Below are 12485 nucleotides of genomic sequence, written 5' to 3'. Positions count from 1 at the left end.
CGGTCGAGCTGTGCAACGGGCCTCCTCTCAGCCGCCGGTCAGGCGGCTGCCGACTCAGATCGCATCGGTTCCGCGTTCACCGGTGCGTACGCGCACCACCGTCTCGACGGGGGTGACCCAGACCTTTCCGTCACCGATCTTGCCCGTGCGGGCCGCCTCGACGACGGCGTCGACCACCTTGTCCGCGAGGAGGTCGTCGGCGACGACCTCCACCCGGACCTTCGGCACGAAGTCCACGGAGTACTCCGCACCCCGGTAGACCTCGGTGTGGCCCTTCTGCCGGCCGTAGCCCTGTACCTCGCTGACGGTCATGCCCAGGACGCCGATCTGCTCGAGCGCGCCCTTGACGTCCTCGAGGACGAACGGCTTGACAATCGCGGTGACCAGCTTCATCGCTCAGCCTTCCTTGCCTGCGCCGGCGGAGACATGCGCGGCAGCCGAGTTGGTCGCCGCGTCCGGACGGGGAGCGCCGAGGCCCGAGAGGCCGCGGTGGCTGGAGAAGTCGTAGCCGGTCTCCGCATGCTCGGTCTCGTCGATACCGGTGGACTCCTCCTCCTCGGTGATCCGCAGACCGATGATCGCCTTGACGATCAGGGCCAGGATCAGCGACAGGACGAACGAGTAGATCAGCACCGCGAAGGCACCGACGGCCTGACGCCAGAGCTGGTCGACGCCGCCGCCGTAGAACAGGCCCGCGACCGCGGCCGGGGAGCCCGGGTCCGCGAAGAAGCCGATGAGCAGGGTGCCGGCCAGACCGCCGACGAGGTGGACGCCCACCACGTCGAGCGAGTCGTCGTAGCCGAAGCGGAACTTCAGGCCGACGGCCAGCGCGCAGAGCGCACCGGCGATGATGCCGATGGCGATCGCGCCGAGCGGCGACACCGAGGAACACGACGGGGTGATCGCGACGAGGCCCGCGACGATGCCGGAAGCGGCGCCGAGGCTCGTGGGCTTGCCGTCCCGCACCCGCTCGACCGCGAGCCAGGCGAGCATCGCGGCGCAGGTGGCGGCGAGGGTGTTGATCATCGCGAAGCCGGCGATGCCGGAGGCGCCCACGGCGGAACCGGCGTTGAAGCCGAACCAGCCGAACCACAGGAGGCCCGCGCCCAGCATGACCAGCGTCAGGTTGTGCGGACGCATGGGCTCGCGCGGCCAGCCCTGACGCTTGCCGATCACGAGGGCCAGCGCGAGCGCGGCCGCACCGGCGTTGATGTGCACCGCGGTACCACCGGCGAAGTCGATCGCCTTGAGGGTGTTGGCGATCCAGCCACCGGTCTCGGCGGTGACGCCGTCGAACGAGAACACCCAGTGGGCCACGGGGAAGTAGACGATCGTCGCCCACAGGCCGGCGAACAGCAGCCACGCACCGAACTTCATGCGGTCGGCGACAGCGCCCGAGATCAGCGCCACCGTGATGATCGCGAACGTAGCCTGGAAGGCCACGAACACGAGCGCGGGGATCGTGCCCACGAGCGGGAAGGTCACGTCCGGCGCCGAATCCGTCGCGAGATAGTTCCCGACGAAGAGGCCGGCCAGCCCGAAGTGCTGACCCGGGTCGCCGAGCAGGCCGCCGCCCACGTCGTTGCCGAATGACATGGAGTAGCCGTAGAGGACCCACAGCACGCCGACGAGGCCAGTCGCGCTGAGGCTCATCATCATCATGTTGAGCACGCTCTTGCTACGGACCATTCCTCCGTAGAAGAACGCCAGCCCTGGTGTCATCAGTAGCACCAGCGCGGTGCTAACAAGCATCCACGCGGTATCGCCGCTGTTGAAAGCGTCCACTCCAACTCCCTCCCTCTCGGCCGCTGTCCAGCGGCAGGTGCGGGGGAAGCATCGGGTCGGCGTGTTTCCGGCATCGTCCACTGTTGTTTCCGGGCCGTGAACGAGGTGGGCAGCAGAGTTACATCCGCATGACGTGACCTCGCGTTTATCCGAGAAGCGCGTCCACGAAGGCGGCCGGGTCGAACGGCGCCAGGTCATCGGGGCCCTCGCCGAGTCCCACCAGCTTCACCGGCACCCCCAGATCGCGCTGCACCCGGAAGACGATCCCGCCCTTCGCGGTGCCGTCGAGCTTCGTCAGCGCAATACCCGTGATCGCGACGACGTCGCCGAACACGCGGGCCTGGATCAGGCCGTTCTGGCCGGTGGTGGCGTCGAGCACGAGAAGCACCTCGTCCACTTCCGCCTGCCGCTCCACCACACGTTTGACCTTGCCCAGCTCGTCCATCAGCCCGGTCTTGGTGTGCAGCCGGCCCGCGGTGTCGAGCAGCACGGCGTCGGCGCCCTCCTCGGCAGCCTGCTTGACCGCGTCGAACGCCACGCTGGCCGGGTCGGCGCCCTCGGGTCCGCGCACTACGGTGGCCCCGGCGCGCTCTCCCCAGGTGGCGAGCTGCTCGGCGGCGGCGGCACGGAAGGTGTCGGCGGCACCGAGCACGACCTGCCGCCCACCCGCCACGAGCACCCGCGCGAGCTTGCCGGTGGTGGTGGTCTTGCCGGTGCCGTTGACGCCGACCACCAGCACCACGGCAGGCCTGCCGCCGTGCGGGAGCGCGCGCACGGAGCGCTCCGCGTCGACGCGCAGCGCGTCCGTGAGCACCTCACGCAGCAGCTGTCGCGCCTGCTCAGGGGTGCGGACGGCGCGGCGGGCCAGCTCGGTGCGCAGGGTCTCGACCAGCTCGGCGGTCATCTCGGGGCCGAGGTCGGCCTGCAGGAGCATGGCCTCGACGTCCTCCCAGGACTCCTCGTCCAGCTCACCGGCGCCGAGCAGGCCGAGCAGGCCCTGGCCGAAGCCGGTACGGGACCGGGCGAGCCGGCCGCGCAGCCGTTCGAGACGGCCCTCCGCCGGCGCGATCTCCTCGGCAGGCGCGGGCGGCGCCGCAGATGCCGGCGTCTCGGGTGCGGGTGGTGTCTCGGGTGCCGGCGGCGTCGCGGGTGCCGGCGGCGTCGCAGGTGCCGCGGGTGCCGGCGGTGTCACGGGTGCCGGCGGTGTCACGGGTGCCGGCGGTGTCACGGGTGCCGGGCGGGGCGGCGCGGACCCGTTCGTCGACGGCTCCGCGGCGGCGGGCGGCGACTCGGGCGCGACCACCTCCGGCTCGGGCGCAGGCGCCGGAGCCGGCGGGGGTGCGGGAGTGGGCGCGGGCGAAGCCGTAGGCGCGGGCGGGGGCGACGTGTCGTCCCGAGGCGCGCCGGTCGTGAAGTCGAACCCGGTGTCGGTGCGGTAGGTGGCGCGCGGCGCCGTCCCCGTGATGCCCTCGCGCTCCTCCGCTTCGCGCAGGCTGATGCGGCGCCTGCGCTGCAGGACGAGCCCGAGCGCGACGGCGGCGAGCAGGACCACCACCGCGACGGCGACGATGATCCACAAGGTTTCCGTGGTCACCGCACCAGCCTGTCATGCCCGGCCCGCGGGCACCGTGCTGGCGTCAGCGCTCGATGGTGGCGAAAAACTCGTGCATCGTCGAGGAGGGGTTGTCCTTTGGGAAGCGAGATGGCCAAGCGGATGCCGTGAGCCTGGGCGAGTTGCACGGCCTCGCGCAGGTTGGGGTGGTTCTTCGGCCACTCGACGTCGATGCACCCATTGCTTCAATCGTCGTCGACGAGTGACAAGAACTCGACCGTGCCTGCAGCCAGGCAGCGCTCAGCTCACCGCGCGCAACCGCTGGCTGATCACGGTGGTGATGCCGTCGCCGCGCATGGAGACGCCGTAGAGGGCGTCGGCGACCTCCATCGTCGGCTTCTGGTGGGTGATGACGATGAGCTGGCTCGTCTCGCGCAGCTCCTCCATGAGCGAGATGAGCCGCCGCAGGTTGACGTCGTCGAGGGCGGCCTCGATCTCGTCGAGGATGTAGAACGGCGACGGCCGGGCGCGGAAGATCGCCACCAGCAGCGCCATTGCCGTCAGGGACCGCTCGCCCCCGGAGAGCAGCGACAGGCGCTTGACCTTCTTGCCCGGCGGGCGCGCCTCGACCTCGACGCCGGTGGTGAGCATGTCGTCCGGGTCGGTCAGCACGAGTCGCCCCTCGCCACCCGGGAACAGCGTGGAGAACACGACCTCGAACTCGCGGGCGACGTCGGCGTAGGCGGTGGCGAAGACCTCGAGGATCTTGTCGTCCACCTCGCGCACCACGGTGAGCAGGTCGCGGCGGGTGTTCTTGAGGTCCTCCAGCTGCGTGGAGAGGAACCGGTAGCGCTCCTCCAGTGCCGCGAACTCCTCCAGGGCGAGCGGGTTGACCTTGCCCAGCAGCGCGAGGTCCTTCTCCGCGCGGGAGGCCCGCCGCTCCTGAGTGGGGCGGTCGTAGGGCATCGGCGGCGGCACCGTGACGTCCTCGCCGCGCTCCTTCGCCGCCTCGTACTCGGCCGTCTCGGCCGCGGACGGCGGTACCGGCGAGTCGGGGCCGTACTCGGCGACCAGGTCCTCCACCGCGAGGCCGTGGTCGCCGAGGACCTTCTCGGTGACCTGCTCCAGCCGCAGGCGGTTCTGGGCGCGCACGACCTCGTCGCGATGGACGGCGTCGGTGAGCTTGTCCATGAGCGCCGAGAGCCGCCCGGTGGTGGTCCTGGCCTCGCCGAGGGCGCGCTCGCGGGAGTCGCGGGCGGCCGCGGCGGCGTCGCGTTCGAGGGCGGCCGCCGCGAGCGACTGCGCGATCCGCTCGGTGGCCGTCTCCCCCGCCGTGACGACGAGCCGGGCGATCGCGGCACTCCGCTCACGGGCCTCCCGGGCGGCGGCGGCCCTGGCCCTGGCCTGCCGCTCCGACGAGGCCTGGCGGCGAAGCGAATCGGCGCGCCCCGCGATCGCCCTGGCGCGCTCCTCCGCGGTGCGCAGCGTGAGCCGCGCCTCCACCTCCTCCGCGCGGGCCACGGCGAGCGACTCGGCGGCGGCGTCGCGGATCTCGGTGTCCGGCTCGTCGTCCACCGGCTCGTCCTCGGCCACGGCGAGCTGCTGCTCGGCGGCCTCCAGCGCCAGCAGGGCGTCGGAGCGGCGGGACTCGACGGCGTCGCGGCGCTCCCGGAGGCGTTGCGCCTCGGCGGTGGCCGACCTGACGGCCTGCTCGTAGCCCTTGAGCTGCGCGGACGCGGCGCTGCGGCGGGACTCGGCGGCGTTCTGGGCCTTCTGCGCCGCCTCGACGTCGGTGAGCCGGGCGGCCTCCTCCGCCCTGGCGCCGTCCAGCGCCGGGCGCAGCCGCGACAGCTCCTCCTCCACCGCCTCCCGGCTCTCGACGGCCTCGTTGACCGCCGCCTGCACGTCGAGCGAGCTGGCCGCCGTGCCCGACCCGCCGGACGCCCGGGCGGCGCCGAGCACGTCGCCGTCCCTCGTGACGGCGGTGAGGTCCGGGTGCGCGGCGACCACGGCGTGGGCGGCGTCGAGATCGTCGACGACGACCACGCGGTCGAGCAGCCGTCGCACGGATCCGGCGAGCGCCCCGGAGACGAAGGTGTGGGCCCACTCCCCCGCGGGGGCCCGTCCAGGTTCAGGAACCTCGGCGGAGCCGCCCACCACCAGGGCCGCACGGCCGGCGTCACGGGTGCGGAGCACGCGCAGGGCCGCCACCGCCGCCTCCGGCGACTCCACCGCCACGGCGTCGGCCAGCTCGCCCAGGGCTGCCGCGATCGCGGCGCGCGCCTCCGGCTCCACCGTGAGCAGCCCCGCCACCGGGCCGAGCACGCCGTCGGGGGCGTCGGCGGCCAGCAGCGCGCCGGAGCCGTCCTTCCGCGCGAGGCCGACCGAGAGCGCATCCACGCGGGCGCGCCAGTGCGCGCGCTGCTTCTCCAGCTCGCGCTCCCGTCCGGCCAGCTCAGCGACCCTGGCGCGGGCGCCCGCGTGCGCGTCGGCGGCCTCGGCGCAGCGCTGCTCGATGCCGGTGTCGCCGTCGTCGAGGGCGCCGAGGTCGTCGCGGGCATGCGCCAGCTCGGCCTCGGCGGCGGCGGTGCGCTCCTGGGCCTCGGCGAGGGCCTCTGACAGCCGGTCGATCTCGTCGGCGGTGGCGGCGGCGCCGCTGCGCAGGGCCTCCGCGCGCCCGGCGAGTGTGGCGAGCCCGGCCCTGCGGTCGGCGAGCGCGCGAACCGCGGCCATGTGGGCGCGTTCGGCCGCGGCGAGCGTCCGCTCGTGCTCGGTGCGCTCCTCCAGCACCTCGGAGAGGCGGGTCCGGGCCTCGGACACGGCCGCGACCAGCTCCTCCTCCTGCTCCGCGATGGCGTCGGCCTCGGCGTCGAGCTGGTCGGGGTCGCGGCCGGGCGCGCGCTCCTGGGGGTCGGCGAGGTGGCGGGTGCGCTCCTGCGCGAGCCGGACGGTGCCCGCGAGCCGCTCGGCCAGGGCCGAGAGCCGGTACCAGGTGTCCTGGGCCGCGGCCAGGCGCGGGGCGTCCTGCGCGAGGGCGGCCTCCAGCCGCTCCTGCTCGACGCGCGCCACCGAGAGCTGCTCCTCCACCTCGGCCCGGCGGGCGCGGGCGGAGGACTCATCGGCCTCCTCGCGCGCGAGCTGGTCGCGCAAGGTCACGAGGTCGTCGGCGGCCAGCCGGAGCCGCGCGTCCCGCAGCTCGGACTGCACGGCCTGCGCGCGGCGCGCGATCTCCGCCTGCCTGCCCAGCGGCTTGAGCTGGCGGCGCAGCTCGGCCGTCAGGTCGGTCAGCCGCGTCAGGTTGGCCTGCATCGCGTCGAGCTTGCGGAGCGCCTTCTCCTTGCGCTTGCGGTGCTTGAGGACGCCCGCGGCCTCCTCGATGTAGGCCCGGCGGTCCTCCGGCTTGGACTGCAGCACCGAGTCGAGTTGGCCCTGCCCGACGATCACGTGCATCTCGCGTCCGATGCCGGAGTCGGAGAGCAGCTCCTGGATGTCGAGGAGGCGGCAGGACGAGCCGTTGATCTCGTACTCGCCTGCGCCGTCGCGGAACATCCGCCGCGTGATCGAGACCTCGGAGTACTCGATCGGCAGGGCGCCGTCGGAGTTGTCGATCGTGAGCGTCACCTCGGCGCGGCCGAGCGGCGCGCGGCCGGACGTGCCGGCGAAGATGACGTCCTCCATCTTGCCGCCGCGCAACGCCTTGGCGCCCTGCTCCCCGAGCACCCAGCTGATCGCGTCGACGACGTTGGACTTGCCCGAGCCGTTCGGGCCGACGACGCACGTGATCCCCGGTTCCAGGCGCAGCGTCGTGGCCGAGGCGAAGGACTTGAAGCCCTTCAACGTCAGGCTCTTGAGGTGCACGGGGGGAACTCCACGGGGCAGGGGATCGGGAAAGATTACCTGCGGGACCCGGCGATCCGTGCAGGCAGCCCGGCACCCGCCCGGTCGTGTGGGCGACGTGTTCACCTACGATCCCGGCCGCGTCACCCCGCTGGACTACAGGATGCGGCAATCGGGGGGCTCCATCACCCTCCGCGTTCACGTAGACGCTCCCCGACACCGAGCCCTCTACCTGCGGAATCCGATCTTTGTACCTGGTCAGAGGAATGCGTGCCAGATCCACGATCGGGTGAACCCGGGTCTGCACGATGGTGTTAAGTTTCCGTCTCGTGATCACCTTTGGACGACGCGGCGGGGCGCTCCTCCTAGGCATCGCAACTGGGAGCATGCTGATAGGCACCGTCGCGGTCGCAGCCCCGGCCACCGTGGTTCCGTCGTCGTTGCAGTCGCTCCTCGGCGAAGCGAAGGACTCCCCACCTACCTCACCCACGACCACCCGGCCGCCCTGGCGGACCGCGGCACCGATCGCGGCGGCGCTCCCCACCGCCGCGGCAGTGCCCGCCGATCCGGCACCGGCCATCCTGAACCCCCCACTCCCCGAGGTGCTGCCTCCGACAACAACGCCGGAGGCCGTTCCGGTGCGGGCGCTCGTGGCGCACACCGATCCCGGCGACATATCGGACGACGAGTCGGATGCAGCGGGGCGCGACGACTCCGCGACCCGCTTCAGCACCAACGTGATCAAGCTGACGAACAAGGAGCGGCGCGACGCCGGCTGCGCGGACGTCGCGCCGGACTCCCGGCTCACCCAGTCCGCCCAGCACCACGCCACTGACATGGCCCAGAACGACTACTTCGCTCACGAGAGCGAGGACGGCACGCGGTTCGACACCCGCATCCGCCAGGAGGGCCACCCCCGGCCCGGCGGGGAGAACATCGCGAAGGGCCAGACCAGCGCCGAGCAGGTGGTGCGGGAGTGGATGGCCTCGCCGCCGCACCGCCGCAACATCGAGAACTGCGCCTTCACGACGATCGGCGTCGGCTACGACGACAACTACTGGGTGCAGGACTTCGGCCGCTGACGCCGGGCTCTCGAACGGCCGGTCAGACCTCGAATCGGTAGCCCATCCCCGCCTCGGTGATCAGGTGCTTGGGGCGGGAGGGCTGCGGTTCGAGCTTGCGGCGGAGCTGGGCGAGGTAGACCCGTAGGTAGTTGGTCTCGCTGCCGTAGTTCGGCCCCCACACCGCGCGCAGCAGCTCGCGCTGCCCCACGAGCTTGCCGCGGTGGCGCACGAGCAGCTCCAGCACACCCCACTCGGTGGGGGTGAGGTGGATCTGCGCGCCGTCCGCGCCCACCACTCGCTTCGCGGCGAGGTCGACGCTGAAGTCGCCGGCGTCGACGACCGACTCGCCGTCCACGGCCGAGACCGCGGCCCGCCGGACGGCCGCCCGCAGCCGGGCGAGCAGCTCGGCCATCCCGAACGGCTTGGTCACGTAGTCGTCGGCACCGGCGTCAAGGGCCCGGACCGTCTCGGCGCCGCCTGTGCGGGCCGAGAGCACGATGATCGGCACCGTCGTCCAGCCGCGCAGGCCCTCGATCACGTCCACCCCGTCCATGTCGGGCAGGCCGAGGTCGAGCACGACGACGTCGGGGTGCCCGCTGGCGGCGGTCCGCAGCGCGGAGCCGCCGTCGGGGGCGAGCAGCACGTGGTACCCGTGGGCGGTCAGGTTGATCCGCAGGGCCCGCAGGATCTGCTGGTCGTCGTCCACCACCAGCACCCGGTGCGTGTTCATCACATTCCTTCGCTGTGCCTACCAACCCCGCTCGCTCGACCGGCGGTTGTACCGATCGTCGCCCGCGAGCTCGCTCATATCACCACCGCCGGAAGGGATACAACCACGGTGAGGCCTCCTCCCGGCGTGTCCTCCGCGGCGAGAGTGCCGCCCATCACCTCCGTGAACCCGCGCGCCACGGACAGCCCGAGCCCGACGCCCGACGCGCCGTCCCGATCGCTCGGGCTAACCCCCCCGAGCCGCTGGAACGGGGCGAAGAGAGCCTCCCGCGCGTGCCGCGGAACCCCGGGCCCGGAGTCGACGATCCGCAGCTCGACGCGGTCGGCGTACTCGCTCGCCCGGAGGACCACCGGAGCGCCGCCCGCGTACCGCAGCGCGTTGTCGACGACGTTCGCGACCACCCGTTCCAGCAAGCCGGCATCGGCGAGCACGTCGGGCAGCGACTCGTCGATCGCGAGCTTGACGCGCTCGGCGTCCCGCAGCCCCACTAGCGCCCGGAGCGCCACCTCGTCGTAGCCGACCGGTGCCAGCAGCGGTGTCACGGCCCCGGCCGCGAGGCGGGAGGAGTCGAGCAGGTTGTCGACGAGTGCGGTGAGCCGGTCGGCGGACTCCTCGATGGTGGCGGTCAGCTCCAGGCGGTCGGCGGGCGGGAGCCGCAGGTTGGGGTCGCGCAGGCTCCCGGCGGCGGCCTTGATCGAGGTGAGCGGGCTGCGCAGGTCGTGACCGACCGCCGAGAGCAGGGCACCGCGGATCTCGGTGGCCTCCGCGCGGCGGCGCGACTCGTCGGCGTCCCTGGCCGCACGCTGGCTGCGCAGTGCCAGCAGCGCCTGCCCGCCGACGACCTCCAGCAACCGGCGGTCGGCTGCCGGCAGTGCCCGGCCGCTGCCGATGAGGTGCAGGTCCTCCTCGATCTCGACGTCGACGTCGGCTTCCTCGGGGGCGGCACAGCCGAGCGGTCCCGAGGAGGTGACGCAGTCCCACTCGTCGGTCGCCGGCCCGTCCCGGCGTTCGAGCAGCGCCACCGAATGCAGCGTGAACGCCTCACGCACCTTCTCCAGCAGCCGCGGCAGTGGCTCGGTGCGGGTGAGCACCGTACGGGCGAACGAGGCGAGCAGCGCCGCCTCCGCCTGTGCGCGCGCGGCCTGCTGCGCCCGCCGCGCCGCCCGGTCCACGACGAGCGCGACGAGCAGCCCGACCAGGGCCATGGCCAGCACGGTGATCAGGTTCTCCGTCTGGCCGATCGTGAAGGAGTACAGCGGCGGGGTGAGGAAGAAGTTGAGCAGCAGGCCGCCCGCGGCCGCGGCCAGCAGCGCGGGCCCGAGCCCGCCGACGAGCGCGGTGACCACCGTGGCGAGGAAGAACAGCACGACGTCGGTGGAGAGGCCGATGACATCGCGCAGGAGCACCCCGAGCAGGGTCGCCGCCGTCGGCAGCGCGAGCGCGAGCACCCAGCCCAGCACCCGGCGCATTCCCGGTAGCGCGCTGCGCAGCGCCGGGAGCCGCACCCCGCGGCCCGCCTCGGCGTGGCTGACCATGTGTACGTCGATCGTCCCCGACTCCTGGATCACCCGAGCTCCGATGCCCTCGTCGAACAGCCGCGCCATGCGGGAGCGCCGGGACGTGCCGATCACGAGCTGGGTGGCGTTCGCGCCACGGGCGAAGTCGAGCAGGGCCGCGGGCACGTCGTCGCCGACGACGGTGTGGAAGCTCGCTCCGACGTCGTCGGCGAGGGTCCGCAGCCGCACCAGCGCCCCGGCAGGTGGGCCGGAGAGCCCGTCGCCCCGCAGGACGTGCACGGCGAGCAGGTCGGCGGCGCCGGAGCGCTTGGCGATGCGCGCGGCGCGGCGCAGCACGGTCTCGCTCTCCCGGTCGCCGGTCAGGGCGACGACCACCCGCTCCCTGGTCTCCCACACCTCGCTGATCCGCTTGTCGGTGCGGTACCGCTGCAGCGCCACGTCCACCTCGTCGGCCACCCACAGCAGGGCGAGCTCCCGCAGCGCGGTCAGGTTGCCCGGCTGGAAGTAGTTGGCCAGCGCCGCGTCGACCTTGTCGGCGTTGTAGACGTTGCCGTGCGCGAGACGCCGGCGCAGGGCCTCCGGGGTGATGTCGACCAGCTCGAGCTGCTCGGCCCGCCGCACCACCTCGTCGGGCACGGTCTCCTGCTGGCGCACGCCGGTGATCCGCTCCACCACGTCGTTGAGCGACTCGAGGTGCTGCACGTTGACGGTGGTCAGCACGTCGATCCCGGCCTCGAGCAGCTCCTCGACGTCCTTCCACCGCTTGCGGTGGCGCGAGCCGGGCGCGTTGGTGTGGGCCAGCTCGTCGACCAGCACGACCTCTGGTTTGCGGGCGAGGACGGCGTCGAGGTCCATCTCGTCGAGCCCGGGGTGGGTGCCGAGCGGGCGCCGCGGGACGACCTCCAGGCCGTCGAGCAGCTCGGCGGTCTTCGACCGCCCGTGCGTCTCCACGAGGCCGACGACGACGTCCGTGCCGCGTTCGAGTCGCCGCCTGGCCTCCCCGAGCATCGCGAAGGTCTTGCCGACGCCGGGAGCGGCCCCGAGGTATATCCGCAGCTCACCGCGCCTGGTCACGCCATCTCCTCCCGGGCGGTCGTCGCGGACGTGCCCGAGTTGCTGAACCGAACGGTGACCTCGCGACCTCGGCCACTCTCATATCTTCCTCGCGGCAGCGGGGGTTGGCCCGGCCCGACTCCACACGGCGGATGTCTCCCCGACCACCCGCCGGCCGCCGTCGCCGGGCACGTTATCGGCCTGAGCCGGCGCGCGCTCACCAGGCTCTCGCGCTGAGAGCCTCGTCAGGTCCAGCTCGACGCCGAGGAGCTGCGGCCGGCCGGACCGGTCCCGGAGACGGACCGGCCCGGCCGGTGTCGGCATCGTCAGCCTGTCGCCTGCTGCACCGCGAGGTTCAGCTCGGTCACGTTGACCGTCGGCTCGCCGAGGAAGCCGAGCATGCGTCCGCTGCTCGACGCAGCGACGAGGCGCTGGACGGTGGAGAGAGGCAGGCCCGTCACCCGCGCGACCCGGGCCTCCTGCAGCTGCGCGTACGCCGGGGAGATGTCGGGGTCGAGCCCGGATCCCGACGCCGTCACGGCGTCCGGCGGCACGAGCGCCGGGGCCACGCCCTCCCGCTCGGCGATCAGCGCGCGGCGCTGGTCGATCGTGGCGAGCAGGTCGGGGTTGACGGTGCTCTTGTTCGACCCGCCCGAGGTGGTGGTGTCGGCCGGGCCGAGGACGTCCGAAGCCGACGCCGAGGGCCGGGTGTGGAAGTACGGGTCCGCGGCCGGGTTGGCGGCGACGGGGTCCACCCCGATCAGCGACGATCCGACCGGCGTGCCGTTCGCGCTCGTGATGATCGAGCCCTCGGCCTGGTTCGCGAGACCCGGGATGTGCGCGACGCCCCAAACCAGGAGCGGGTAGGCGATCCCGCAGATGATCGTGAACGCGATCAGCAGGCGGATTGCGGTGGCTGTCTGCCGCCACAGCATGGTGGTCATGGG

Annotated in this window: 8 protein-coding genes; 1 reads left to right on the top strand and 7 read right to left on the bottom strand. The window is 72.9% G+C overall.

The window, feature by feature from the left end; genetic code table 11:
- Positions 1-54 precede the first annotated feature (54 nt).
- From ABD143_RS24600 to smc, 4 genes are all read right to left on the bottom strand, one after another.
- The gene (locus ABD143_RS24600) at positions 55-393 is read right to left on the bottom strand and encodes a P-II family nitrogen regulator (RefSeq protein WP_343982942.1); all 339 of its coding nucleotides are present in this window, start codon (positions 391-393) and stop codon (positions 55-57) included.
- 3 nt (positions 394-396) lie between these two features.
- Positions 397-1752 (bottom strand): ammonium transporter, encoded by a 1356-nt coding sequence (locus ABD143_RS24595; RefSeq protein ID WP_343983957.1) that lies wholly within the window; start codon positions 1750-1752, stop codon positions 397-399.
- Positions 1753-1930: 178 nt separating this feature from the next.
- Entirely contained in the window at positions 1931-3379 is a 1449-nt protein-coding gene (gene ftsY / locus ABD143_RS24590; RefSeq protein WP_343982939.1) for a signal recognition particle-docking protein FtsY, read from the bottom strand.
- Positions 3380-3637: 258 nt separating this feature from the next.
- The gene (gene smc, locus ABD143_RS24585; protein WP_343982936.1) at positions 3638-7195 is read right to left on the bottom strand and encodes a chromosome segregation protein SMC; all 3558 of its coding nucleotides are present in this window, start codon (positions 7193-7195) and stop codon (positions 3638-3640) included.
- A gap of 365 nt (positions 7196-7560) precedes the next feature.
- On the opposite strand from smc, the gene ABD143_RS24580 reads away from it, so the two are divergent.
- The gene (locus ABD143_RS24580) at positions 7561-8256 is read left to right on the top strand and encodes a CAP domain-containing protein (RefSeq protein ID WP_343982933.1); all 696 of its coding nucleotides are present in this window, start codon (positions 7561-7563) and stop codon (positions 8254-8256) included.
- Positions 8257-8278: 22 nt separating this feature from the next.
- Here the strand turns inward: ABD143_RS24580 and ABD143_RS24575 are convergent, their stop codons facing one another.
- The 3 genes from ABD143_RS24575 to kdpC form a co-directional block, all read right to left on the bottom strand.
- Positions 8279-8968 carry a response regulator gene (locus ABD143_RS24575; protein ID WP_343982930.1) on the bottom strand — a complete coding sequence of 230 codons (690 nt, stop codon included), beginning with the start codon at positions 8966-8968 and terminating at the stop codon, positions 8279-8281.
- A 74-nt stretch (positions 8969-9042) separates the two neighbouring features.
- Entirely contained in the window at positions 9043-11559 is a 2517-nt protein-coding gene (locus ABD143_RS24570) for a sensor histidine kinase (RefSeq protein WP_343982927.1), read from the bottom strand.
- Positions 11560-11864: 305 nt separating this feature from the next.
- Positions 11865-12482, bottom strand: coding sequence for a K(+)-transporting ATPase subunit C (gene kdpC, locus ABD143_RS24565; protein WP_343982924.1), 618 nt, complete (start codon positions 12480-12482; stop codon positions 11865-11867).
- Between the last annotated feature and the right edge of the window lie 3 nt (positions 12483-12485).

The sequence above is a fragment of the Pseudonocardia aurantiaca genome (genome assembly GCF_039526725.1).
GTDB classification, from domain to species: Bacteria; Actinomycetota; Actinomycetes; order Mycobacteriales; family Pseudonocardiaceae; genus Pseudonocardia; species Pseudonocardia aurantiaca.
The sequence above is the reverse complement of the archived record's forward strand: the minus strand, read 5'-3'. Positions and strand labels throughout refer to the sequence as shown.